At 49.3% G+C, this 22,941-nt stretch carries 27 protein-coding genes and 1 tRNA gene; 14 read left to right on the plus strand and 14 right to left on the minus strand.

Annotated elements, in window-relative coordinates:
• Nucleotides 1-9: 9 nt before the first annotated feature.
• From B5D58_RS08195 to queC, 6 genes are all read left to right on the plus strand, one after another.
• Nucleotides 10-870, plus strand: coding sequence for an energy transducer TonB (locus B5D58_RS08195; protein WP_011110862.1), 861 nt, complete (start codon nucleotides 10-12; stop codon nucleotides 868-870).
• Nucleotides 871-907: 37 nt separating this feature from the next.
• Complete coding sequence (tolB, locus tag B5D58_RS08200) at nucleotides 908-2,185, plus strand: Tol-Pal system beta propeller repeat protein TolB (RefSeq protein WP_011110863.1); 1,278 nt, start codon at nucleotides 908-910, stop codon at nucleotides 2,183-2,185.
• 53 nt (nucleotides 2,186-2,238) lie between these two features.
• Entirely contained in the window at nucleotides 2,239-2,754 is a 516-nt protein-coding gene (gene pal, locus B5D58_RS08205; protein WP_011110864.1) for a peptidoglycan-associated lipoprotein Pal, read from the plus strand.
• Nucleotides 2,754-3,581 carry a tol-pal system protein YbgF gene (gene ybgF / locus B5D58_RS08210; RefSeq protein WP_011110865.1) on the plus strand — a complete coding sequence of 276 codons (828 nt, stop codon included), beginning with the start codon at nucleotides 2,754-2,756 and terminating at the stop codon, nucleotides 3,579-3,581. The genes pal and ybgF overlap by 1 nt, the downstream gene beginning before the upstream one ends.
• A gap of 102 nt (nucleotides 3,582-3,683) precedes the next feature.
• Nucleotides 3,684-4,319 (plus strand): 7-carboxy-7-deazaguanine synthase QueE, encoded by a 636-nt coding sequence (gene queE, locus B5D58_RS08215; protein ID WP_011110866.1) that lies wholly within the window; start codon nucleotides 3,684-3,686, stop codon nucleotides 4,317-4,319.
• Between the two features lie 21 nt (nucleotides 4,320-4,340).
• Complete coding sequence (gene queC, locus B5D58_RS08220; protein ID WP_011110867.1) at nucleotides 4,341-5,027, plus strand: 7-cyano-7-deazaguanine synthase QueC; 687 nt, start codon at nucleotides 4,341-4,343, stop codon at nucleotides 5,025-5,027.
• Nucleotides 5,028-5,057: 30 nt separating this feature from the next.
• Here the strand turns inward: queC and B5D58_RS08225 are convergent, their stop codons facing one another.
• Nucleotides 5,058-5,411 carry a dihydroneopterin aldolase gene (locus tag B5D58_RS08225; RefSeq protein ID WP_011110868.1) on the minus strand — a complete coding sequence of 118 codons (354 nt, stop codon included), beginning with the start codon at nucleotides 5,409-5,411 and terminating at the stop codon, nucleotides 5,058-5,060.
• A gap of 84 nt (nucleotides 5,412-5,495) precedes the next feature.
• Between B5D58_RS08225 and plsY the strand changes: the two genes are divergently transcribed.
• Nucleotides 5,496-6,098 (plus strand): glycerol-3-phosphate 1-O-acyltransferase PlsY, encoded by a 603-nt coding sequence (gene plsY / locus B5D58_RS08230; protein ID WP_011110869.1) that lies wholly within the window; start codon nucleotides 5,496-5,498, stop codon nucleotides 6,096-6,098.
• Between the two features lie 8 nt (nucleotides 6,099-6,106).
• Here plsY and tsaD read toward each other — a convergent pair whose 3' ends face one another.
• Nucleotides 6,107-7,120, minus strand: a complete 1,014-nt coding sequence (gene tsaD, locus B5D58_RS08235; RefSeq protein WP_011110870.1) for a tRNA (adenosine(37)-N6)-threonylcarbamoyltransferase complex transferase subunit TsaD — start codon at nucleotides 7,118-7,120, stop codon at nucleotides 6,107-6,109.
• A gap of 258 nt (nucleotides 7,121-7,378) precedes the next feature.
• Here tsaD and rpsU point away from each other — a divergent pair, with 258 nt between their 5' ends.
• From rpsU to dnaG, 3 genes are all read left to right on the plus strand, one after another.
• Nucleotides 7,379-7,591 carry a 30S ribosomal protein S21 gene (rpsU, locus tag B5D58_RS08240; RefSeq protein WP_011110871.1) on the plus strand — a complete coding sequence of 71 codons (213 nt, stop codon included), beginning with the start codon at nucleotides 7,379-7,381 and terminating at the stop codon, nucleotides 7,589-7,591.
• Nucleotides 7,592-7,628: 37 nt separating this feature from the next.
• Nucleotides 7,629-8,075 carry a GatB/YqeY domain-containing protein gene (locus B5D58_RS08245; protein WP_011110872.1) on the plus strand — a complete coding sequence of 149 codons (447 nt, stop codon included), beginning with the start codon at nucleotides 7,629-7,631 and terminating at the stop codon, nucleotides 8,073-8,075.
• Between the two features lie 81 nt (nucleotides 8,076-8,156).
• Nucleotides 8,157-9,959 carry a DNA primase gene (gene dnaG, locus B5D58_RS08250; RefSeq protein ID WP_011110873.1) on the plus strand — a complete coding sequence of 601 codons (1,803 nt, stop codon included), beginning with the start codon at nucleotides 8,157-8,159 and terminating at the stop codon, nucleotides 9,957-9,959.
• Nucleotides 9,960-10,149: 190 nt separating this feature from the next.
• Here the strand turns inward: dnaG and B5D58_RS14110 are convergent, their stop codons facing one another.
• On the minus strand, nucleotides 10,150-10,617 hold the full coding sequence (locus tag B5D58_RS14110; protein ID WP_234989040.1) for a hypothetical protein: 468 nt from the start codon (nucleotides 10,615-10,617) through the stop codon (nucleotides 10,150-10,152).
• Here B5D58_RS14110 and rpoD point away from each other — a divergent pair.
• The 3 genes from rpoD to B5D58_RS13650 all read left to right on the plus strand — a co-directional run bounded on the left by rpoD (nucleotide 10,595) and on the right by B5D58_RS13650 (nucleotide 13,260).
• Nucleotides 10,595-12,421 carry an RNA polymerase sigma factor RpoD gene (gene rpoD / locus B5D58_RS08255; RefSeq protein WP_276817864.1) on the plus strand — a complete coding sequence of 609 codons (1,827 nt, stop codon included), beginning with the start codon at nucleotides 10,595-10,597 and terminating at the stop codon, nucleotides 12,419-12,421. The two genes, B5D58_RS14110 and rpoD, sit on opposite strands and share 23 nt — an antisense overlap.
• Nucleotides 12,422-12,483: 62 nt before the next feature.
• A tRNA-Ile gene (locus tag B5D58_RS08260) sits at nucleotides 12,484-12,560 on the plus strand.
• Between the two features lie 400 nt (nucleotides 12,561-12,960).
• Nucleotides 12,961-13,260, plus strand: coding sequence for a hypothetical protein (locus B5D58_RS13650; RefSeq protein ID WP_143779496.1), 300 nt, complete (start codon nucleotides 12,961-12,963; stop codon nucleotides 13,258-13,260).
• Here B5D58_RS13650 and B5D58_RS08270 read toward each other — a convergent pair.
• The 11 genes from B5D58_RS08270 to B5D58_RS13655 all read right to left on the minus strand — a co-directional run bounded on the left by B5D58_RS08270 (nucleotide 13,253) and on the right by B5D58_RS13655 (nucleotide 22,575).
• Nucleotides 13,253-13,882, minus strand: coding sequence for a hypothetical protein (locus B5D58_RS08270; RefSeq protein WP_011110876.1), 630 nt, complete (start codon nucleotides 13,880-13,882; stop codon nucleotides 13,253-13,255). The genes B5D58_RS13650 and B5D58_RS08270 overlap by 8 nt on opposite strands.
• Nucleotides 13,869-14,081, minus strand: a complete 213-nt coding sequence (locus tag B5D58_RS08275) for a hypothetical protein (protein WP_041356334.1) — start codon at nucleotides 14,079-14,081, stop codon at nucleotides 13,869-13,871. The genes B5D58_RS08270 and B5D58_RS08275 overlap by 14 nt, the downstream gene beginning before the upstream one ends.
• Nucleotides 14,074-14,292, minus strand: coding sequence for a hypothetical protein (locus B5D58_RS08280; protein WP_041356336.1), 219 nt, complete (start codon nucleotides 14,290-14,292; stop codon nucleotides 14,074-14,076). Before B5D58_RS08280 ends, B5D58_RS08275 begins: the two co-directional genes overlap by 8 nt.
• Nucleotides 14,289-14,519 carry a helix-turn-helix domain-containing protein gene (locus B5D58_RS08285; RefSeq protein WP_041356338.1) on the minus strand — a complete coding sequence of 77 codons (231 nt, stop codon included), beginning with the start codon at nucleotides 14,517-14,519 and terminating at the stop codon, nucleotides 14,289-14,291. The genes B5D58_RS08280 and B5D58_RS08285 overlap by 4 nt, the downstream gene beginning before the upstream one ends.
• Nucleotides 14,520-15,224: 705 nt before the next feature.
• Nucleotides 15,225-16,613: a DUF3987 domain-containing protein gene (locus tag B5D58_RS08295; RefSeq protein ID WP_011110877.1), complete on the minus strand. Its 1,389-nt coding sequence runs from the start codon at nucleotides 16,611-16,613 to the stop codon at nucleotides 15,225-15,227.
• The gene (locus B5D58_RS08300) at nucleotides 16,610-17,530 is read right to left on the minus strand and encodes a toprim domain-containing protein (RefSeq protein WP_011110878.1); all 921 of its coding nucleotides are present in this window, start codon (nucleotides 17,528-17,530) and stop codon (nucleotides 16,610-16,612) included. Before B5D58_RS08300 ends, B5D58_RS08295 begins: the two co-directional genes overlap by 4 nt.
• 308 nt (nucleotides 17,531-17,838) lie before the next feature.
• Entirely contained in the window at nucleotides 17,839-18,411 is a 573-nt protein-coding gene (locus tag B5D58_RS08305) for a hypothetical protein (RefSeq protein WP_011110879.1), read from the minus strand.
• Entirely contained in the window at nucleotides 18,398-19,648 is a 1,251-nt protein-coding gene (locus tag B5D58_RS08310; protein WP_011110880.1) for a tyrosine-type recombinase/integrase, read from the minus strand. Before B5D58_RS08310 ends, B5D58_RS08305 begins: the two co-directional genes overlap by 14 nt.
• A 131-nt stretch (nucleotides 19,649-19,779) precedes the next feature.
• Nucleotides 19,780-21,339: a recombinase family protein gene (locus tag B5D58_RS08315; protein ID WP_011110881.1), complete on the minus strand. Its 1,560-nt coding sequence runs from the start codon at nucleotides 21,337-21,339 to the stop codon at nucleotides 19,780-19,782.
• 13 nt (nucleotides 21,340-21,352) lie between these two features.
• Complete coding sequence (locus B5D58_RS08320) at nucleotides 21,353-21,679, minus strand: hypothetical protein (RefSeq protein WP_011110882.1); 327 nt, start codon at nucleotides 21,677-21,679, stop codon at nucleotides 21,353-21,355.
• Nucleotides 21,680-22,011: 332 nt separating this feature from the next.
• Nucleotides 22,012-22,575, minus strand: coding sequence for a hypothetical protein (locus B5D58_RS13655; RefSeq protein WP_011110883.1), 564 nt, complete (start codon nucleotides 22,573-22,575; stop codon nucleotides 22,012-22,014).
• 135 nt (nucleotides 22,576-22,710) lie between these two features.
• Between B5D58_RS13655 and B5D58_RS08330 the strand changes: the two genes are divergently transcribed.
• The coding region (locus B5D58_RS08330; RefSeq protein ID WP_143779559.1) for a helix-turn-helix domain-containing protein at nucleotides 22,711-22,941 on the plus strand (231 nt) is incomplete at its 3' end.

Genomic DNA, 22,941 nt, shown 5'->3' on the forward strand with positions numbered 1-22,941 from the left:
AATTGCGCAATGGTCCGGCTGCCCGGAGATAATAGCGAACCGGGAAAACTGCGTGCGGCATTGTTTGCCCTGCTGGTGCATGCGGCTTTCCTCGCTTTGCTGGTATTTGGCCTGAATTGGAAGAATGAAGTATCTGAAATGATGTCAGTCGATCTGTGGGCCGAGCTGCCCCGGCATCCCGTTGAGCCTCCGTCATCTGCTGCAAAGGTAATACCCGAACCAGTCAAGGTTAAGCCACAACCGCAACAAAAGACTCAACCGCAGCCTCAGCCGGTGATCAAGGCTGCGCCTCCTCCCGTGCGTAAACCCGACATTGCGCTCAAGGACAAAACGGAAAAACCACAGCTTAAAGAAGAAGTGAAAAAGCCGGAACCGGTGAAAAAAGAAGTACCGAAAAAGGAGCCCACCAAAAAGCCGGTGGAGAAACTTGTACCTAAAGAAGAGGTAAAGAAGCCTGAACCGGTCAAAAAGGTCGAACAGAAAACCGAGAAGAAGGAAGATGTTCGACAGCAGGCCGAAGCACAAAAACAGGCACAGCAGCGTGAACGCGAAGCGGCGGCAGCAAAAGCGGAGCGAGCCAGGGCGGATGGTGAAATCGAAAAATATAGAGAAATGATCAAGGCAAAGATTCGCAGCCGTATCATTATGCCACCCGATCTTCCGGGAAATCCTGCCGTCGAGTTTACGGTGACCTTGTTGCCGGGAGGGGATGTCCTGACAGTGACTTTGCGTAAATCGAGCGGTTACACTGCGTTTGATGAGGCAGTGGAAAGAGCAATCTACCTGGCCAAGCCGTTGCCTTTACCTCCGGATCCGGGGTTATTCAATGCGTTCCGTAATTTAGATCTCAAGGTTTATTATCGTGAGTAGTTTCTGGCTTGCTTTACAACATGTCATGGTGATTCGTATGCGTAATTTTTTGTATTGCACCGGTGTGCTTCTGTTGTTGTGGATGAGCACATCATCACAAGCTGCGCTCAATATCGAAATTTTTGGGGGCGGGACCAACAAAATTCCGATTGCCATCGCTCCGTTTAATGGGGAAAGAGGGCTTCCCCAGAGTATTTCAGCGATTGTATCGGCTGATCTGGAGCGTACCGGGCTGTTTAAACTGGTCGATACCTTGGGGTTGACCTCGCAGGAGCCTGAGCAGATCCGGTATATCGATTGGCAGGGCCGCGGTGCGAGTGCGCTGGTTGTCGGCAGTATCTCGCCGCTGCCGGATGGCCGGATAGATGTTCGCTTCCGTTTGCTGGATGTCGTCAAACAGACTCAACTGACCGGGTTTAGTGGGGCTGTCACAACAGAACAGTTACGGGCTTTTGCACATCGGATTGCGGATATCGTGTATGAGACATTGACTGGTGAGCCGGGTGCCTTCAGTACCCGAATTGCTTTTGTCAGAAAGCAGGGAAGCCAGTATGCGTTGCAGGTGTCGGACTATGATGGGTTCAACGCCCGCTCACTGATCGAATATACCGAGCCGATCATCTCCCCCGCTTGGTCGCCTGATGGCAGCCGAATTGCCTACACCTCGTTTGAGAAGAAAAAACCGGTGGTTTATGTGCAGACGCTGGCAACTCGTGAACGTAAAGCAGTGGCGAATTTCAAGGGAAGTAACAGTGCACCGGCCTGGTCGCCCGATGGCAGCAAACTGGCCGTGGTTCTGACATTGCATGGTGGATCGCAGATTTATCTGATCAACGCGGATGGCAGCGGGTTGCAGCGGATCTCACAAAGCCCGGGGATCGATACGGAACCCAGTTTCTCGCCGGATGGCAGATGGCTGATGTTCACTTCCGACAGAGGAGGGAGTCCGCAGATATATCGTATGCCGGTATCTGGAGGTGTTGCTGAGAGAATGACCTTTGAAGGAGATTACAACGTCAGTCCACATTACAGTCCGGACGGGAAACGGTTTGTTTATATTCACAGGAATGCCGGCCGATTCAATGTCGCTATTCAGGATTTGTCGACGCGCCAGATGCAGTTGCTGACTGACTCCAATTTTGATGAATCTCCCAGCTTTTCCCCCAATAACCGTATGATTCTGTACACAACTGAAATAGGTGGACGTGGTATATTATCCACCGTTTCAAGTGATGGTCAGGCAAAGAGCCGTCTTTCCCAGGAAGCGGGTAATATTCGGGAAGCAGTTTGGGGACCCTTGCTGAAACAGCGGTGATGTGAGGGAAATATCTCACAAGGCGTGGTTCAATTATTTATTTATGGTGAGAAATGAGAAAAATCTTTGCAGTACTGGTAATTTGCCTGTTGTCAGCTTGCGCTAGCGATAATGCTCAACAAACTTCTGATGTCGAGGATCATTCTTATAGCAGAGAGGGAGAAGGCACACGTGGCGGTGCAGGGTCGGATGGGTTCGGGATGAATCCTCTGCAGGATCCCAGCAACATATTGTCCCGTCGCAGTGTCTACTTTGATTTTGACAGCTATACGGTAAAGAGCGAGTACCGTGATCTGGTTCTTGCACATGCAGCTTATTTGCGTGACAACACTAATGCACAGGTATTGCTGCAAGGCAACACTGATGAACGCGGAAGTCGGGAGTATAACCTTGCACTCGGGCAACGCCGCGCAAACAGTGTGAAAGATATCCTGTTACTGTCCGGCGCTCGTGATCAGCAGGTAGAAGCAGTCAGTCTGGGTGAAGAAAAGCCGCGTGCATTGGGAAGTGATGAATCTTCCTGGGCTGAAAACCGCCGTACAGATATTCTCTATCAGGGAGAGTATTGATGTTTTTGCGTGCTTTCCTGCCATTGCTTTTGTTGAGTTGTAATGTCGCACAGGCTGCGCTGTTTGGTGATTCTGAAACACGCGAACAGTTGGAGGCACTGCGCACAAAAGTACTGGAGATGGAAGCGCGCATGCAGCGTACCGAAGAGGTTCTCATGGGACAGGCTTTGATCGAATTGCATACCCAGGCAGAGAACCTCAAGGAGGAAATGGGGAAGTTGCGGGGGCAGATAGAAGTACTGGAAGATGAAAATCGGTCGCTGCGCAAGCAGCAAAAGGATTTTTACCTGGATCTCGATAACCGTTTGCGCCAGCTTGAGCCTGGTTCAGCGGGGACTGCTGCATCAGATTCCAGAATATCTTCCCCGTCATCGGAACAACTCGCTGCTGATACAAAGGATATAAAAAGTCCGGCTTCCGGAAAAACTGCTGCTGTTCTCCAATTGCCGGATACAGCACAGCGCAATCGTTATGATGCGGCTTATGCATCAATCAAAAGCGGTGATTATTCAGGAGCTGTAACCGGTTTTGAGAGTTTTCTTGCACAATATCCGCAATCTGCTCTTGCTCCCTCTGCTGCGTATTGGGTTGGCAATGCATACTATGCACTAAGGGATTTTGACAAAGCGATTACTGCTCAGCAACGATTGATCGAGATTTATCCTGGCAGTCCCAAAGTAGCAGATGGGCTTCTCAATATGGCAAGCAGCCAGGCTGAAATGGGCCAGAAGGCAGCTGCCAGAAAAACACTGGAAAAACTCATCGCCAGTTACCCCGGTACTGAGGCAGCAACAAAAGCCAAGCAACGCTTGGGAACTCTGAAATAAATTTTGGTCGAGCAGGATTGCCAGAATATACCCGGTTCACTCCACTTCTTTAAATTTTCCTCTGCAACATAGAGGAAGGTTTCTATTCCGTCAGGGTCACGGATGTTACGAATTACGGAAATTTTCTACTCGCTTCAGGGGGAAACCAGCCGGATGGGGCTGCCTACGGTATTTGTGCGCCTGACCGGTTGTCCATTACGTTGCGGGTACTGCGATACTGGTTATGCGTTTTCTGGTGGAAAAAGTATGAGTATCAGCGAAATCATGGGCGAGGTGGCTTCATTCTCTCCGCGCTATGTCACTGTTACCGGAGGAGAACCGCTGGCGCAAGCTGACAGTCTGGTGTTACTGGCAGCATTATGCGATCGGGGGTATTCCGTCTCTCTTGAAACCAGTGGGGCATTGGATATTGCACGTGTCGATGCGCGTGTATCGAGAATTGTGGATATCAAAACGCCGGGCTCCGGGGAAGTGGAGAAAAATCACTGGAACAATCTCGCTTATCTGACTTCTCACGATGAAATCAAGTTTGTGTTGTGTGATCGGGCTGATTACGACTGGGCCAGGCAGAAACTCCTGGAATTGAAGCTGGATGTAATTTGTCCGGTTTTGTTTTCTCCAGCTTATGGTCAGCTTGTTCCGGCAGATCTTGCCGCCTGGATTCTGCAGGATCAGTTACCAGTTCGCTTACAGTTGCAGTTACATAAGTTGCTCTGGGGGGAATGTGTCGGAAGGTGAAATGGCGGGACGGTCAGATTCATGAAAAAGGCAGTTGTACTCTTGTCTGGTGGGATGGATTCCGCCACGACGCTCGCTATCGCCCGGCAGAGTGGGTTTGCCTGCTATGCACTCAGTATCGATTATGGCCAGCGCCATGTTGCCGAGCTGGCCGCAGCAGCTCGAATCGGTCAATCCCTGCAGGTCAGTGATCATCAGTTTCTCAAGCTGGATCTGGCTGTTCTGGCCAGTTCTGTGCTAACGGATATTTCCGCCACTGTACCACTGCATGGTACCAGTACCGGCATACCGGTGACGTATGTTCCGGCTCGCAACACCATTATGCTGGCGCTGGCGCTGGCCTGGGCAGAGGTGTTGGGCAGCCACGATATTTTTATTGGTGTAACAGCTGTCGATTACTCGGGATACCCTGATTGCCGACGGGATTATATCGATGCTTTTGAAAAAATGGCTAACCTGGCCACGAAAGCAGGAAGAGAGGGGATGGTGCTGACAGTACATGCACCTTTGATTGACTTGCCCAAGCGTGAAATCATCCAATGTGGCATGGAACTCGGGATAGACTACGGCCTGACAGTTTCCTGTTATCAAGCAGATGAAGCCGGATATGCCTGCGGTCAGTGTGATGCATGCCATATTCGACGGGCTGGTTTTGAGGCGGCGGATATTCCGGATCCTACGTGTTACCGTAATAAGCAGATATCGTGAAGCAGAGTGATAATCCAGAAGGAGAGATCATTACGATTGGCTGCGTTCGATGCAGATACCCAGCTGTTTCACTCCCGGAATTACATCCAGTTTTGCTGCACTGATTTTTACCCACGGGGAATCAAACTCGATCAGAATCATCTGGGCAATGTTTTCTGTCAGTGCTTCAAGCAGGGAAAAATGTTGCTGATCGAGAATGGCGTTGATTCTGTGAACGACTTGAGAGTAATCCAGTGCATCTTCGATACGATCACTCATGCCGGCTTGTCGGGAAGGCAGAGCGATCTCGATATTCAATTCAATGGTTTGTGGAATTTTCCTTTCCCACGGATAAATACCGATCAGAGTTTTGATTCTGAATTCTTTGAGAAAAATAATATCCATGGAGAGGTTCCGGGTTAGCCCGGGATTACGAGTGATGCACGGGCTGCGCAATTTTAATTTATTTATCGGGATATCAAAACTTTGATGATTACAGTAGTGCTGATTTTTTCTGCCTACTTGCTGGGCTCGATTTCTTTCGCCGTGGTTGCAAGCTGGCTGTTCAAGCTCCCGGATCCGCGCAGCTACGGTTCCCGCAATCCCGGAGCAACCAATGTACTGCGGACTGGCAAAAAAGCTGCGGCTGCCGTGACTTTACTGGGAGATGCGGGTAAGGGCTGGGTGGCGGTCGCAGCAGCGAAATACGGTGGTGAGGTTTGGGAGCTGGGTGATGAAGTGATTGCGGGTGCTGCTCTTGCTGTCTTCCTGGGGCATTTGTTTCCAATCTTTCTCGCATTTAAGGGAGGTAAAGGTGTTGCCACATCAGCAGGCATACTGTTGGGATTGAATCCCTGGTTGGGTGTTCTTACTATTTCGACCTGGATGGTCGTCGCACTGGTTTCACGTATTTCTTCACTGTCAGCCTTGCTGTCGGCCCTGCTTGCACCATTATATGCGTATTTCCTGCTGGAAAAAGGAATCCTGATAATGGCTGTGTCAATCATATCCGTTCTTCTGATATTGAAGCATCGGCTGAATATTGCCAATCTGATGGCTGGCAAGGAAGCGAGGATAGGCAAGAGCAGTTAGTCGTGGCTTTATAAATCTTCCAGATTCCAGCGGGCTTTGACGGTAAAGCTGCCGCCCGCTCTGAGGCGCTCATCGAGCTGCTGTAAACGTAATGCACCGGCCAGCGCAATCATTGCGCCGTTATCGGTACAAAACTCCAGCGCTGGGAAGAAAACGGTGATATCGGTTCCGGACAGATGGTGTAATAGCTTCTGACGCAATCGGCTGTTTGCGCCTACACCGCCTGCTACGACCAGTTGCTGCAATCCAGTGATATTCAGAGCAGTTACTGATTTTTTTACCAGCACATCGGTAACTGCGTCTTCAAAGGCAAATGCGATATCGGCGCGTGTCTGACTGTTCATCTCATGCTTGCCGATCAGCAGAGCCGCAGCTGTTTTTAATCCGCTGAAACTGAAATTCAGATCATTGCTGTTCAGCATGGGGCGCGGGAGCCTGAATTGTTCTGCCCGGCCTTGTGTGGCCAGTTCTGCAAGCAACTTTCCACCGGGGTAGTCGAGGTCAAGTAATTTTGCAGTTTTGTCAAACGCTTCTCCGGCTGCATCATCCACGGTTTCTCCCAATAACCGATACTGCCCGATTCCGTCTACCCGCATCAGTTGTGTGTGCCCTCCGGATACCAATAGTGCCACGAACGGAAAATCAGGTGCCGGATCGGATAAAAGTGGGGAGAGCAGATGACCTTCAAGATGGTGGATGTTCAAGACGGGTATATTGCGCGCAAAAGCCAGAGCACTGCTGAAACTTGCCCCGGTCAGCAACGCTCCTGCAAGCCCCGGACCCTGGGTACAGGCGATGGCATCAACAGATTCCAGCGAAGTATCCGATTGTCTGAATAATTGTCTGATGAGAGGCAGGATGCGGCGGATATGGTCGCGTGAAGCAAGTTCCGGCACGACACCGCCATATTCGCGATGCATGTCGACCTGAGAATATAGGGTATGGCCGAGTAATCCCTGGCAGGTATCATAAAGTGCTACACCTGTCTCGTCACATGAAGTTTCAATACCTAATACAAGCATTCTGTGATTTTCTCTCAGGAGAGATTTATTTGTGGTGGTCAAACTTTCTTTTGAAAAAAAATGATTGATGTTAAACTAGCGGGATTTTTCGAGACCGAATAGGGGTAGTTCCGGAAAAAATTGAGCCAGTCATGGTTTTTCTGCAACAGGCATGGCAGGACTGGTTTATAACTTAGTTTTGACTGCAGAGCAATTTGGTCAGCGAATGTTCTGTAATATATAAAGCAATCAAAGGAGACCGAAAGGAATTATTACTTTATGACTACTGTTAAAGTCAAGGAAAACGAGCCATTTGAAATCGCGATGCGGCGCTTTAAGCGTTCTATTGAGAAAACCGGTTTACTGACTGAGTTACGCGCACGGGAATTTTATGAAAAGCCCACGGCTGTGCGTAAGCGTAAGCATGCCGCCGCAGTGAAACGTACCTATAAACGACTGCGTAGTCAGATGTTGCCACCTAAACTGTATTAATTCCTTCAGTTTTTCTGGGTATCTACCTCATTATTCCATGAATTTAAGGCAAAAAATAACCGAAGATATGAAGTCGGCTATGCGTGCAGGGGACGTAAAGCGTCGTGACGCATTGCGTTTACTGCAGGCTGCTTTAAAACAGAAGGAAGTTGACGAGCGAATCGAGCTGGATGATGCTGCCGTGGTTGCAGTAATCGAAAAAATGCTCAAACAGCGTCGCGATTCCATCGCGCAATATGAGGCAGCACAGCGTCAGGATCTGGCAGATATCGAGAAGTTTGAAGCAGGAGTCCTGCAGGCCTATATGCCTGAAGCGCTGAGTGATGCTGAGCTGGATGCCATGATCAGCGAGGTGATTGCATCTGTTGGAGAAAATGGATCTCCAAAAATTGGAGAAGTCATGGCCCTGCTTAAGCCGAAGCTTGCAGGTCGGGCAGATATGGCCAAGGTATCTTTACTGGTTAAAGTAAAAATTACAGGGTAGTTTGATACCGGCTGGTTTTCTGGCAGATACTGTGAGGAATAATCGCAGATAATCTTTTATCGGGGCAATTTTTGCTGGTAAATGATTGAACAATCGTTTATTCAGGAATTACTGGATCGTATCGACATCGTCGATGTGGTTGCACGTCATCTTCAACTTAAAAAAGCGGGCGCAAATTTTACAGCGTGCTGTCCCTTTCATAACGAAAAAACCCCTTCTTTTACAGTAAATTCGTCTAAACAGTTTTACCATTGCTTTGGTTGTGGCAGGCACGGGAATGCTATCAGCTTTTTGATGGAACACAGCGGAGCCAGCTTTGTCGAAGCAGTCGAGAGTCTTGCGACACATGCGGGTATGCAAATTCCCGATCAGGTAAGTATTTATCCAAAAATACCTGATCCAGGCAGAGTTCCATCGGATAAGATAAAAATCGATAAAGAAGTTGAAGCTACTTCACCTTTGGCAGGTTTGTACGAACGGATGGAGCAGGCGGCAAAGTTTTACCGGGGGCAGCTCAAGCAATCCGATCAGGCAATTGCGTACCTGAAAGAGCGGGGAATATCAGGACGGACTGCGCTGTGTTTTGGAATCGGATATGCGCCTCCCGGCTGGCAAAACCTCTCCGGGATTTTTACAGATTATCCTGCAGATGATTCCAGCCACCCACTGGTGCAGGCAGGTTTGGTCGTTGCGCATGATGGCAAGAAAAATTATGATCGCTTTCGTCACCGGATCATGTTTCCCATTCTTGATCGTAAAAAAAAGATAGTGGGATTCGGAGGGCGGGCATTAGATGGGGGCGAGCCAAAGTATCTGAATTCGCCAGAAACCTCTCTGTTTGTCAAAGGGCGTGAGCTTTATAACTTGGCATCTGCCAGTCCGGCAATCCGGAAATCTGCCCGGGTAATTGTGGTCGAAGGGTATATGGATGTTGTGATGCTGGTGCAGAGTGGTGTTGAAAATGTTGTGGCTACTTTGGGTACTGCAACGACGGCTATGCATATTCAGAATCTTTTGCGCCATACAGACGAGGTGGTTTTTTGTTTTGATGGTGATGCAGCGGGAACCAAGGCTGCATGGCGTGCACTGGAAACCAGTCTGCCGCAACTCAAGGATGGAAAAGATATCAAATTTTTATTTCTGCCGGATAAGGAAGACCCGGACAGTTACATTCGCAAATACGGACGGGTTGCATTTGAAGGATTGCTGGAGAAAGCTCAACCTCTGTCGGTATTCTTCTGTAATGAATTATCCGGTCGTGTGAATCTTGGTACGAGCGAGGGTCGTGCTCGATTGGTTCAGCGGGCAGGGCCGTTATTGGCGCAGATCAATGCCCCTGTATTTGGATTCATGCTGACGAAACGTATATCTGAGCTGACCGGGGTGGGCCAGAACCAGTTAGCTGCGTTCCTGAAAACCGGAAAGAAGAATCGATCTTCCACTCTTCGCCCTGAAGCATCTAGGCCATTATCCGTAACGCCATATCGCAGACTGATCCAGATTCTGCTGCATGCCCCGGATTATGCGAATAAACTGGATACAAATCTTCTTGCGGTAAATGATGAACAGAACGAGGAAAAAGTACTGCTGGTTGCACTGGTGGATTTTCTGAAGACTTCTGCTTGTTCTATGGAGGAAGAACTGAATTCAGTGACGATCCTGTTGCATTTCGATCAGACTCCTCATCGTGTTTTACTGGAAAAGATTGTCCGGGATGCGCATGTAAAAGATGAAAACTGGAATATTGATGCTGAATTTACTGGAGGAATGGAGCGGTTGCGGGAGATGCAGCGAAGATCGAGAATGGCTGAGTTGCACAGCAGACCGCTTGTATCACTTACTCCAGAAGAGAAAAATGAGTTGCGACAACTGATGCTCTCATAATCTGCGGAGGTTTTCACGAACCAATCACCATGTTTTCGGCGATTAGATCATCAAGGTTAAAAGATGGGAAAAAAGTTTGGGTTTACAACGGCGAAGAGTGGTTGATTACGGCTACGTTTGTTCATATATTCAAAATGGGTCAGGAAAGTTTGGTACAATTAAAGGCTTTCTGTTCGATTTGTCTCTAGTCTTAATGGGTGCTCTGCATGGCAAAAGCAAAAGTGTCGGGATCAGCTAAGAAAAATATCGTTACATCTACAGAGGTGACTGAAACAAAAAGCGGTAAATCGCGTGTTGAAACTCCAGACAATGGGGTTAAAGTTACCGGTAAAAACGCCAAAAATACCTTTTCAGCTGAAACGGAGGTTGTCTCCGTCAAGAAAGAAGCAACTTCTGCTTCCAGGAAAAAGTCTGTCAAAGCGGCTAAATCTGATGATGATTCTGTTCTAGTTGGGCAGAATAAGAATACATTGCTCCCTGCGGAAAAATCTGAGGATCTGGGGGCAGTTGATGAAGTTTCTGAGAAAACCAGAGTAAGTAAAAGAAATAAAAGTACTCTGTCAGAAAAACAGATCACTGATTTGAGCGAGAGTGCGGTGTCGGTGTCATCGGATAACGATATCGAATTACGCAGGATGCGTTTAAAGAAACTGATCATGCAGGGTAAGGAACGTGGTTACCTGACTTACTCTGAGATTAATGACCACTTGCCGGATGACATGCTGGATGCCGATCAGATCGAAAGCATCATCAGCATGATCAACGATATGGGTATTTCCGTGCATGATGAGGCGCCTGATGCGGAAGCTCTCCTGATGTCGGATGCGGCAACAGCAGTGACTGATGAAGATGTCGTGGAAGAAGCAGAGGCAGCACTTTCCAGCGTAGATTCAGAGTTTGGCCGTACTACGGATCCGGTGCGGATGTATATGCGTGAAATGGGATCGGTAGAGTTACTGACGCGTGAAAGCGAAATAGAAATCGCCAAGCGCATCGAGGATGGTTTGAGGCACATGATACAGGCAATTTCAGCCTGTCCGACAATCATAGAAAATATACTCGAGCTGGCAGCGGATGTGGAAAATGGCCGGTTACGCGCAGACGAACTGGTTGATGGTTTCCTGGACGATGATACAGATGAAATCATGGGTAAGGAAATGTCTGAGGAATCGCTGGATCAGGATTTTGATTCAGAGGATGGGGAAGACGAGCAAGTGGCTGCCGCCAGTGCCGATATGCTGAAGATGAAAGCAGAGGTGCTGGAGCGCTTTGCGGTGATTCGTCAGACCTATGACGGTATGAAAAAAATCATCAACAAGAAAGATGGGCGTCAGGATAAAAAGTACAAACAGTTGCAGGAGAAAATTTCTACCGAACTGATGGCGATGCGTTTTTCTGCCAAGATGGTCGAAAAACTGTGTGATACACAACGTGATATCGTAAACGATATCCGCAACTGTGAACGCAAAATTGCTGAGCTGTGTGTTACACGGGCAGGAATGCCGCGAAACTATTTTATCAAGGCATTTCCGGGGAACGAGACAGATATTGACTGGATCAGTTCGGAAGTCGAGTCAGGTCAGCCGTACAGTCAGTCGCTCGAACATTTCCGTCCGGCAGTCATGGAGCAACAGCAAAAAATGCTCGAACTTCAGAAACAAGCCGGTATTCCTATCAAGGAACTCAAGGAGATCAACCGCCGTATGACGACTGGTGAAGCCAAGGCACGTCGTGCGAAACGTGAAATGACTGAAGCCAATTTACGATTGGTTATTTCAATTGCCAAGAAGTATACTAACCGCGGATTGCAGTTTCTTGATCTGATTCAGGAAGGTAATATCGGGTTGATGAAAGCCGTTGATAAATTTGAATATCGGCGCGGATATAAATTCTCGACCTACGCAACATGGTGGATTCGTCAGGCAATTACACGTTCCATTGCTGACCAGGCACGTACCATCCGTATCCCGGTACACATGATCGAGACGATTAACAAGATGAATCGTATTTCCCGTCAGATTCTGCAGGAAACCGGACAAGAGCCTGAACCGGCAGTACTGGCCGAGAAGATGGAAATGCCTGAAGAGAAAATCAGAAAAATTCTCAAGATATCGAAAGAGCCGATTTCGATGGAAACCCCCATTGGTGATGATGAAGATTCTCACTTGGGAGATTTCATTGAAGATGCTTCGACCATGGAGCCGGCAGATGCTGCAGTTTATGCTGGTTTACGCACCGTCACGAAGGATGTGCTTGATTCTTTGACCCCACGAGAAGCCAAGGTTTTGCGTATGCGTTTCGGTATTGAAATGAATACTGATCATACTTTGGAAGAAGTCGGAAGACAATTTGACGTAACGCGCGAGCGTATTCGCCAGATCGAGGCAAAAGCGCTGCGTAAACTGAGACATCCTGCTCGGTCCGACCGCTTGCGTAGTTTCTTGGATAGTGGAAACTCCTGATAGTTACTTGCCGGTTCAGTTTGATCGGTTGATTCAATAAGTTGTAGACATTTCTGTCATCAGGGTCTGTAGCTCAGTTGGTCAGAGCAGGGGACTCATAATCCCTTGGTCGTAGGTTCAAGTCCTACCAGACCCACCATAAAATCAATGATTTACGAAATTGCGTCTTGTAACCAAATGGATTTTGTAAGCACTTTGTAAGCAGATACAAAAAAGCCCAGCTTGCGGCCGGGCCAGTTTGCGCTATTTGTCCGGTTAACGTTCCGGATCACATGGAAGGTTACCTGCAAATCATTCGACCGTCGACTAACTGACATTTCATTCCGCCGATGTGAACTATCTCACCGTGTAATCTAGGGTTATCGGTGCGAATCTTTGTAATGCGCTCAGCGCGATGTTCTGGCCTGGAATCGCCGATATAGCAGCCTTGGCCGGCCTTGGGCGGCGTGACCATCTCACGGACCGGCTTACGGGCATCTTGAACTATCCGGCGAATTGCTGCAACCTGGGCGGCTGACAGTGCCGGCTTGGGCTTGCGCTTGCGCCGTAATTCAGCTATCGAATCTTTGACGATTCGAGTCAAGGCGGTCATCTCCGAGTCGGTGAAGGGCTTCGGCTTTTTCGCTATTGGCGGCCATGAATCGGTTGCCTGGCTTGCCCGGCCATTACCCCAGATTTTATCAGCAGTTTGGCGGCCTGTTGGTTTGCAATTGCACATATTTAATCCTCCAAAAATTTATCCGGCTGTGACAACTATCACAACCTCTGGCAGTGTCGCCGTGATCACAAAATCTGCTCTCGGCTCGGTGACCGGTTGCTCTTCGTTGTCGCTCACCTGAACCCCCGTCCGCTGTTTCTAACCAATTCTTCCTGCTGCTGCTCGATAATTCGAAGGCCTTCCAGGCTTTGACTTTGCGGCAAACGGTCCTCATAAAGGCGAATTGTCCGCACCAGTTCGTCGCGCAAACTGTTCATGCGATCGCTGATTTTGATTGGAATCTGCCCGTCCGGCGCCGGCCACCGAAGCTCATGATCCAAACCGGCGCGATTGTGCAAATCGCGCGCAGCGTGGTATGTTGCCGCTACCTCATCGCTCAGATTTTGCATATCGGTTGCAGCAGAAAAAACCGCATCAATCGCGGCTAAAAGTTTCTCAGCAGCCTTTGTCTCAGCCTGAACGGCGCCCAGGTGCGTTTTGTGGGCCTTATCGAACTGCGGCCTATATTCAGCCTGCCGAAGCACGGAAAGCCTCGATTCCAGCGCCCTTACAGTATCATCGGCGGCCAGCAGACTGTCTTCCAACCCGGTGTGCTCTTTGTTCAACCGAGCCAGCCCCAGCAGATCGCCGTCTGCGGATAGCCGTGCTTGGGTGTCGCTAAATTCCTTGAACCGCCCCGAGATTTCCGACAGCGTGGCTTTGGCTGCCAGCAGTTCGGTTTCGATTTTTTTAATCATGGTCATTGTCCGCTCCAAAGTTAGCATGACTAAGCCTGTCAGCTCGACGGGAAACGGCAGCCACATTCACCGATAATTCAAACAACTCGCGCCCTTCAGAGTCAGCCTGTATGGCGCGCTCGTAGTTATCCAGAGCCCTATTCAAATCTGCGAAAGCCTTCCACGCGGCCTGCAGTGCCAACTGACGGTCATTGCTGTTAAACATTGTGTTCCTCCTGATTCATCAAAATTTGAACAAGCCCCGTCAACCGCCTAAGGGCATCTACTGCCTCGCTGCGCGCCAACTCTAGGGCACGGCAAAGCCCGATATCTGTCTCATCGTCCCAACCAAGAGACGACTCCAGCTCGTCAACCATGCTCGCGCAAGTTACGTATGAAATCGCCGCATCGACAATCAATGCTCTTATCTCGCTCATTGTTGTACCTCCCGAACTAGAACATATCTTGCCACGTTGTGGTGCGACAGCCCCCGATGATCGGGCACGCCATCACCAAGCACTGTGTTAATAACGTGCCCAGATTTCCGCAGCTCTTGAATCCTTCCCGCCGGGTGAGCGACTCCGTGATTCCGCAGTTCGAAAGTGCTCATCGGTTTTACGCGAAGCAACTTCAAAACCGCCTTCTTTTGTGTTTCGGCATCCATGACAATCTCCTTTTGTAAACGAAGTGGATAGGGATAATTATACGCGTTCAGGAAGCATAAACAACCCAAAACACAATATGTTGCGATTAAACAACACAAAATATACTATATATATTGGTTTAATATCTGATGGCCCTGTCGGCGGGTCGGTCCAAGTTTGGGCGCATCAGTGGCAAATCACTTTTCCGTTTGAAACGGAGTAGCGCTTTTTTCCGTTTGAAACGGAGTAGCGCTTTTGGCACGAGATCGCCCGCCGTTAAGCCATCCAGCACAGCCCGCACATCGATAAATACATCGGTGCCAGCCTTCACGGGGTGCACTTATCGCCGTGTTTGATGGTGCCTGAAATCGTCCATGAATCATTTTTTACTCCGTGATGGTTAATTGTTTACGCCGTGTTAATGATGGCCAGCAAGCTTTGGCAAGGTTTTGGCAAGGAAATGGCAAGGAAATGGCAAAGGTTAATTAATAATTAATTGTTAATAATCAACAACTTACCTTTACTTCTTCCCGAACCTTGCCATTGCCCCCCCCTCATCATTTTTTTCCGGTGAAAAATTTGTGCATTTTTGTGTGCATGCAGGCAAAGTCTGAAAATGGCAAGGATTTCGGTATTTTCATTTAAAATCAACAACTTAAAATTTTAAAAGCTTGCCAAAACCTTGCCATCGTTTGCCAAACCTTGCAAAACCTTGCCAAAGATTTTCACTCGGCCACAGAAAGCTTATTGTGGGATTTCAACAAAATGCCTTTGACAATCAGGGTATCGATGAAAGCTTTTGACGCCTTGTAATCATCCCGCCCCATATCGGCGAAGGGCTTGCGGCGCCTGGCCTTTGCTGTCACGGCGGAAACTGCCATAGGCGCCTTGTTTTCACGTAGGATGGAAAGAACGGAATCTGTAGCTGTTTGCAGGCCAGATTCACCGGCAGCATCTATCACGGCGCGCATGTGTTCGTGCAGGCTCATAACCAGCTCACAGGCCGCTTCCACGGTGGCAAGTGGTATTTGCACCGGGTAGGAAAAATCGATTTCTTCATTCTGCATGAACTCAAACGAATGAATCACCGATGCAATCTTCAGGACGTGATTCTCGAACTTGCCCAGCCAGCCGACCATCACCGCTTCACCGGCGCGCTCAAGCTTGCCCAGTTCGGCTTCATGGGCAATCCTTTGCTGGCGAATGTACGCACGTCCATCCTTGCACGGCTCAATGATAATCGGTGGCTTTTCAGCAGCCATTCTTTCCACGCATCGGGTGGCGGCTTTATCGTATTGGCTTGCGTCCACCGTGTGCGGTTCAAACTTCCGGCGGCCCAGCAAGCTGCGCTCGGCGACGAACAGGAATCGCTCGGTGAGGCCGCTGCCGTTGGAAGCTTGCAGAACGCGCCTGATGCTGCCATTTTGCGCAAACATGACGACCTGCGTGCTAACCCTTCCGGTGAAGGCGTTTCGCGTTGATCTGGCACCAGAAACCCAACCGCCATCCCAACCGGTGAGAAGCAGGTCATTGTTCGAATGAAAGCCGCCTTCCGCCGGGAACAGACTTCTGAACAATCCCTGCTCGCTGCTGGCAAGTGGCAGCCGCCCGCTTTTAGATTCAGCCAGTTTGGAATCAATTGCTGCTGCCGTGCCGTCTGTGATTAAATCGATAAAATATGGCTTCTGATTCTGCTTGTCAGCCTTGTTGTGCTCGTGAATCTGCTTGTTCAAATCGCGAATTGCTGCCTGATAAGCGTGCAGCCCGTAGTTCAGCACACGCGTCTTGCCGGAAGCTGGTGGCTGTTCGCACACGGTGAAAAGTCCCGCCGGAAGCTCGTAACCGCTTTCAAACCGCGTCGTAAAGCTGCAGGCCGCCGGAACGCTTGCAGCGCCCAGAATCGTTACAAACACGGTGCCAAAGGGCATTTCTGCCTGCGCAGCCACATCATGCGCAAACCGGCCGATAACAGTATTTTTACGGAGATAGTCAGGCACTGCGACCGCCGGAACTTCACAGGTGAAAATCCCATTTAAGAATTTCTCAACGTGCCCTTCATCGGTGACCATCACTTCACCTGCCGATACTGGATCAGGAATCAATGCATTTGTCATTGCATGTCCCTCCAGTTTTGCAAATCGTTGAAATCTGATAATTCCATCGGCGCATCATCTGGAAACGGCGGGAACACAACGCCACAATCCAGCGTGCTGGCCGCCAGCAATGCAGCGGTGCGGCCCGGATTGTCTTTGGTCAGGCGATCATCGTCTCCGGCGATGACAAGCTCTTTGTGCGGAAACTCACGCCGAATATAACGCCCCACATCCAGCAGATTGCCTGCGTTCATCGAGCAAAAAACAGCGCAGCCGGTGGATTGGTGAATGGTTGCACCGGTTGCCCAGCCCTCGCAAATGAAGATTCTTTGACCGACTTGAACCGTGCCAATGGGTGAGTAGCTGCCCTTGATCTTTCCACCGGTGAGGAATCTTTTTTCACCATCTGGCATGATGAACTGAAGGCTCGCAATCTCACTGCCGCTGTATAGCGGAACGATCAGGGAATCATTCACGCATCGCAAACCGTGCGACTGAACGTTCTTGTTTATCAGATATGGATGCTCAGAATCAGCCGGCTCGGCGTTAGCCCAAAGCTTTTGTGCCTTTGCTGCTGCCTCTTTGTGGCGCCGTGCGGTATCGGCTTCCCGCTCAAGCCTCATGGCCTCCACGCGCTTGCGGTGCAATTCCCGTTCCGCCGGTGTCATTGTGTCGGGCGATTTGCTGCACCAACTCTGCGTAAGCCCCAGCCGCCAACAGCCAAACGCTCCGGCAACCGGGTCATCAGGATGGAACACATACCAGCCCGAATCATCGCCCCGCTTGCCATTGCTTGAAAATCGATGCAGCTTGCCGTCATCGATAATCCCCGCCGGCGGTGTTAGTCCGGCATTGATAATTTCTTGATGAAATGCAGTTAAGTTATTGTTATAATTTGCATGTGCCGTTGGCTGCTTTTTCGAAAGAAGGGTGGCCATTTTTTATGCCTCCCTTTTCGACCAAACCAAAAAACGGTTTGGCAGTTTTTCAGGTACCCAGCCGAAATATTCACCGGTCCAATACAGGCGTGTGCGCACGCTTGCAGGCTTAACCCCAAACATTGCGGCCAGTTCATCAGTAGTAAGTCTTTGTTTCTCAATCACAATAATCACCTCACGTCAGGTGACAGGGATTAGAAGCCGGGCGAGTCGATTCAAAACCGCCAGCTAGCTAATCTCTATCACTTCGAATCGACGTGGCGATATTAATGATTGTGAAGCAGCGTGACAGGTGCCAACAAATCAAATCATTTATGGCCCCTATTTTTGTTAAGCCGCCGAACCATTGCGACCGCGTGGCTAAGCTCGGCCAATCCGCGCATATTCAGCTCTGTACGGCAGAACAGCTTTGCGTTAAGGAGGTCAGTGTCCCTATTGTTAATGCCGCTGGGGCTACCGCTGTCAATGCCGCTGAAGCCCCTGTTGTTTACGTCCTCAATCATCCGGCGAGCACCGGAATCGGATAAATCAAAATCGCAGTAGGTATGGCCGAACTGCTTTATGAGGAAGTCGGAAACATTCTTCCTCCGTATTTCGGAGTGGCCCTTTGCGATGAAGTAATATTCGTGCCATGCAATCATTGCGACGAATCGCCAGCCGGCGTCATTGCTGATCGTTGGCCGTCCACGTGCAGGCACAAACCAGCCGCCGGTTCCCTCTGCTAACTGGCGCTCGATGCCATTCAGAATGAACGCCTGCAGCTCAGCAGGGATGACCATGCCACCACGCTGGGTTCGGTATATGAAATGCCTCAGCGCCCGGTCTGCGGCGTCTTTTGTGACATCGCCGGTCAGATTTGAGTAGTCATCAAATATTTGCATTGGACAAAATCCATTCTTCAATTTTCGTGTGCCACACTCGGAGCAAATCGACAGGTCGCCGTTTGTAGTGGCGTTCGGCTATTGCTGACGGCTTATGGCCCATAATTTGCGCCGTAATACCTGATGGCGCTTCAACCCACTCGCTCAAGGTGGCAAAACTGCGCCTTAATCCATGAATCGATAGTGGGGGCAGTCCTGCGGCTTCAATCGCCTGATTGTGGGCTTTCCGTGGCTCCTGCAGCCTTCCTGATTTTGCTCGCTTACTTGCGAACACAAATTCATTGATTTTCGGCAAGGATTGCAGTAATTGGCTAACGTACGGCGTCAAGGGGATCGTGCGGCCCGAATGTTCAACCTTATCGGCAAGGTGAATCGTCTGCCACTGGAAATCAACATCTTCCCACCCAAGCCCGGCTAGTTCTTCTCGGCGTGCACCGGTCAACAGTAGCGATTGCAGATAGGCAGACATCACCGGGTTATCTATTGACCGAACGGCGGCGAACCATGATGCCAATTGCTCGCGCTGCAGGCAGTCAGTTCGAGCCGTCGGCTTCGGTAGCTCGCGTTTCAGTTTCGCACAAGCGTCAGAATTGACCTGGTTCCTGTAGGCTGGTTGATTGCCACACCAACTCAGGAATGTGCCAAGCAGGCTCAGGGCTAGCCGCGCTTGGGCTGGTCGTCGAGTCGCTTCGTTATCCAGCCACTGCGCAACTTTTTCACGGGTGATGCCCTTCAACGGCAAATCAAGCAGCGGTCGTAAAATTCCTTTCTCGGTGTAAGCTGGCGCACCGATACGGCGGCCACGTGTCACAGGTTCACCGCCATCACGAGCCATTTTCAGGTGGTCGGCTGCGTGCGCCTCTGACCATTTTCCAGACCGTGCGGCAATGTAGTCACGCCATGCTGGCAGCGCCGGTTCATCGGTGATTCGTGCTTGCACATCGGCGGCAATCTTCTCTTGTTTAACCAGCCGCGGATCTCGCCCCTGGTCAACCAGTCCCTGCAGCTCACGCGCGCGCTGCCTGGCCTGTTCAATCGTCCAAACTTCGGTGTCGCCGATTGTTATGCGGATTGATTTGCCGGCGAATCGTCCTTGAAAGATGAACGCGCGTTTCCCAGCGGTTGCCCGAACAGCCAGCCCTGGTGTGGCGGTGTCCCATAAAAACGCTTGCGATGCATCGGCAGGGCAGGTATGGGCTGCTATCCTTGATGGCGTCAGTCTGACTTTTGTAAGCACTTTGTAAGCAGATTTAGTCGATATCGACCAATTCTAATCTATGTGCTTATCAATGTAAACAGAAGTAAACCTATGAATTTGAGGGATTTAACTATTATCGGGATAGATTGAAATATAGCAGAACTTGAGACTCATAATCCCTTGGTCGTAGGTTCAAGTCCTACCAGACCCACCATTTCATGTTTTCCCTCATCGCTTCCTTCTAAAAGCAGGAATGGAAGCGACTTTTCGGGAGTTCTAAACCCTTCGTTCCGGCAATACCGAAGCCGTTCACTGAAAGCGAGCTTCATAACGGCTCTTTTATGTTCCAGCCTGCTAGAAACCCATAGCTGGTAAGGGTTTGACAGGAACGAGAATGCAGTTCTAAACGTTTCATCGAACGATTGCAGCGGACGACCGCATTGTGCGATTTTTTCGTCGAGCGCTATTTTTTCTTCTTCGAGCTGCCGAATCTTCTTCTCATAAGCTGTGATCAGGATTGAATTGTCTGTATCCGCAATCCGGTCGAGGAATTGTTCTGTCTTGCGCTCAATCTGAAGCAGATTGCGGCGAATTGTCTCTGCTTCCTGCTTGGCAGTATCGCGTTTGATATTCCACAGATCCGTAAAAATCTCGGCAGCCAGGAGGAACATTTCTTTAGAAGGCTTCATTTCGCTCAATAGTGCCCCGAACTCGCCTTCCAGCTTGTCCTTGGGAATGGATTTACCGTTCTGGCTGCATTTGACACCGCTTGTTTTACCGTAGCACAGGTAATAGGCATACAATCCGCCCCCGCCACGCGTCCAGCATGCTGTCAAAGGTGATCCGCAGCAGGCGCAAGTGACAAAGCCACGTAAGGGGAAATCTTCATTGATATCCTTGCGTACCGGGGCCTTGGCCTGTCCGTTCAACCGGGCCTGTACCTTTTTCCAGGTTTCATAGCTGACCAATGCCTCGTGATGGCCTTTGACCAGATGAATACCCCAGTCTGGTTTGTCCAGATAACCGGCATAGAGAACGCGGCTGAGGATTTCCTTGATCCTTTGCATGTGCACGGTTCCAAATCTATCCTTCGGATAATGCGGAGAGGCTTCAAAGAACCGCATCAGTTCGATCTGTGTTTCAAACCGGCCTGAAGCAAACCCTTCCAGTCCTTCCGCAATCACAGAAGCGCAGGGCTGATCCGGGACGAGTAATTTTCCGTGCTTGCCCACTTTGTCATAGCGGTAGCCGATAGGGGCGTTAAACACGGAATAGCCATTCATCATGCGAGCCTTCATGCGATTGAACACCTGTTCGGCATTCTTCTCACGCTGGTGCGCAGCCACGGAAGCCAGGAGGTGCTCAACCAGCCTGCTGTCGGAATCATCACCAAATTCAATGGAGGGTGATTCCAGCTTGCCACCAGCAGCAGAGATGGAGGCACGCAAATGCAGATGTGTTTCGATATCGCGGGCAAGACGACTGATATCGTCAATGATCACCACCGGACGAGTAGCGCGGTGTTGCTTGAGATAGATCAGCATGGCTTTCATATTGGGGCGATCCAGCAGTTTGCCGGTGATCCCCTCATCATGAAAGACTTCCACGACTTCATAGCCTTTATGCTTTGCATATTCCCGGCAGCGTGTTTCCTGAGAAGCCAAGCCGTGGCCTTCCGTCACCTGCTTTAGGCTGGATACCCTGCAATAAATCACAGCTTGTTGTGTCACGATAGAATCCTCTTTACTCATCCGGTCTGGATGCAACGTTTTGGTATAGCGATTGGATTGAACGATCCTTTGAATCTATCACGTCACTTTGGCCCTGCAAAGTTTTGCGGTTTTTTGCCTGCAACGCCTGCTGGACGGGGTGCTTGTTGAAAGCTGCTGAGATGAATTCATCCATGATCATATAGATATGGCGGATGATTTCCTCTTCATGATCCTTGCCCAGATTGAGGGGTGCGAGGTATTTACGGTATTTTTCGATATCCAGAGGCATGACTATCCTTTCCACGTAGGCATAGAGCTGCTTGTACGGGGGGTGAATGAACCGGAAATTTGTGATCACAAGAGCATCACAAATGCGCTCAAAGTTTATTGTTCAATTGGGATTGTCTTTGTATCACGCACCATTTTCTTTGCGCGGGAAACAGAGCGCTGGCCGTGTCAAAAGCGAAACGGTATTCAGGGATACGGTATCTTCTGTAAATACAGAAAATTGCCGCAGAAATAGGTATTTAATCCTAAGTTAGGCCAGAGTGCGGGTTTTGTCCAGTGAAAAACAGTCTGTTCTGGAGAAAAATTAAAATGCATTCATGCTAAGTTTGATTCATTCTTGTACATAAAGAGGTATGAAGGATCGATTAAAGGCGCTTCTCCTTGCGCTTATTAATTGGGAGGTCATAAAGGCGTGCGGAATATGCCGTGATATTGACGTTGAAGAAGAAGGAGATTATCAGCTATAGCTCTATCCTCTTCTAAAGAAACCCTCCCATTCGAGAAAACTCTCATGACAGAGGAAAAAAGAGCGCCCCCATAAAGCACGCATGCTTTAAACGCTTGCCAACCATCTCTTTCAAAGCTGCCTTCAAGATACTCGGGGTTATGAATAGATGCTTTGATTGTGTCACGTATATTTTGATCCATTCCTTCATCCTTGAATGGAATTTCATCTAAGTGGGTGATTATTTGAAAGGGTCCATATTCTGATTGTACATATGAACAAAAAAACCTCAGGTAATCTATCGCAGATTTTGAGTCATCCAGAGATAATACATGTCGATTAAGGGAATAAAGAGTATCTGATTTCCCATTAAGTAATAGAGCATACTCATCATTAAAAATTGCCGAAAAAATAAGTTTATTGTTATTTGATGGGTTATAAAGCTGTATATCCACTAAACTACAATCTTGGTAAAAAACTAAAGGCAAGAGACGCGCAGATTGGCCGGTATAATTATCCAAAATTTCGGATAATTCTAAAAATGTAGTAGTTCAGATTTGATCTGACAGCAGGTCTTGCCAAGAGGTGGGATTACCCGGTTTGATAGAGGTGCGAATCTTTATCAACCAAACGCGAAAGCGTAAAGGAGTAATCCCATGAGCAGTGTTCATCATAAAATCATTAAACACAAGATTGGCTTGCTTAATCTGGCAGCTGAGCTTGGCAATGTATCCCGTGCCTGTAAGGTGATGGGTTTTTCTCGCGATACTTTCTATCGCTATCAGGCAGCTGTGGAAACAGGAGGTGTTGAAGCTCTGATAGATGCAAACCGACGTAAGCCCAATATCAAGAACCGTGTAGAAGAAGCGACGGAAGCAGCGATCCTG

Origin of the sequence: Nitrosomonas europaea (assembly GCF_900167395.1) — a bacterium.
Lineage (GTDB): Bacteria > Pseudomonadota > Gammaproteobacteria > Burkholderiales > Nitrosomonadaceae > Nitrosomonas > Nitrosomonas europaea.

Coding starts and splice junctions, on each gene's coding strand:
- B5D58_RS08270 (WP_011110876.1), bottom strand. CDS start 13,882: ATGACCATGATTAAAAAAATCGAAACCGAACTGCTGGCAGCCAAAGCC.
- queE (WP_011110866.1), top strand. CDS start 3,684: ATGTTACGAATTACGGAAATTTTCTACTCGCTTCAGGGGGAAACCAGC.
- B5D58_RS08275 (WP_041356334.1), bottom strand. CDS start 14,081: ATGTTTAACAGCAATGACCGTCAGTTGGCACTGCAGGCCGCGTGGAAG.
- rpoD (WP_276817864.1), top strand. CDS start 10,595: ATGCGTTTAAAGAAACTGATCATGCAGGGTAAGGAACGTGGTTACCTG.
- dnaG (WP_011110873.1), top strand. CDS start 8,157: ATGATTGAACAATCGTTTATTCAGGAATTACTGGATCGTATCGACATC.
- B5D58_RS08195 (WP_011110862.1), top strand. CDS start 10: ATGGTCCGGCTGCCCGGAGATAATAGCGAACCGGGAAAACTGCGTGCG.
- B5D58_RS08300 (WP_011110878.1), bottom strand. CDS start 17,530: ATGGCCACCCTTCTTTCGAAAAAGCAGCCAACGGCACATGCAAATTAT.
- B5D58_RS08280 (WP_041356336.1), bottom strand. CDS start 14,292: ATGAGCGAGATAAGAGCATTGATTGTCGATGCGGCGATTTCATACGTA.
- tsaD (WP_011110870.1), bottom strand. CDS start 7,120: ATGCTTGTATTAGGTATTGAAACTTCATGTGACGAGACAGGTGTAGCA.
- ybgF (WP_011110865.1), top strand. CDS start 2,754: ATGTTTTTGCGTGCTTTCCTGCCATTGCTTTTGTTGAGTTGTAATGTC.
- B5D58_RS08305 (WP_011110879.1), bottom strand. CDS start 18,411: ATGCAAATATTTGATGACTACTCAAATCTGACCGGCGATGTCACAAAA.
- rpsU (WP_011110871.1), top strand. CDS start 7,379: ATGACTACTGTTAAAGTCAAGGAAAACGAGCCATTTGAAATCGCGATG.
- B5D58_RS14110 (WP_234989040.1), bottom strand. CDS start 10,617: ATGATCAGTTTCTTTAAACGCATCCTGCGTAATTCGATATCGTTATCC.
- B5D58_RS08225 (WP_011110868.1), bottom strand. CDS start 5,411: ATGGATATTATTTTTCTCAAAGAATTCAGAATCAAAACTCTGATCGGT.
- B5D58_RS08295 (WP_011110877.1), bottom strand. CDS start 16,613: ATGACAAATGCATTGATTCCTGATCCAGTATCGGCAGGTGAAGTGATG.
- plsY (WP_011110869.1), top strand. CDS start 5,496: ATGATTACAGTAGTGCTGATTTTTTCTGCCTACTTGCTGGGCTCGATT.
- B5D58_RS08245 (WP_011110872.1), top strand. CDS start 7,629: ATGAATTTAAGGCAAAAAATAACCGAAGATATGAAGTCGGCTATGCGT.
- queC (WP_011110867.1), top strand. CDS start 4,341: ATGAAAAAGGCAGTTGTACTCTTGTCTGGTGGGATGGATTCCGCCACG.
- B5D58_RS08285 (WP_041356338.1), bottom strand. CDS start 14,519: ATGGATGCCGAAACACAAAAGAAGGCGGTTTTGAAGTTGCTTCGCGTA.
- pal (WP_011110864.1), top strand. CDS start 2,239: ATGAGAAAAATCTTTGCAGTACTGGTAATTTGCCTGTTGTCAGCTTGC.
- tolB (WP_011110863.1), top strand. CDS start 908: ATGCGTAATTTTTTGTATTGCACCGGTGTGCTTCTGTTGTTGTGGATG.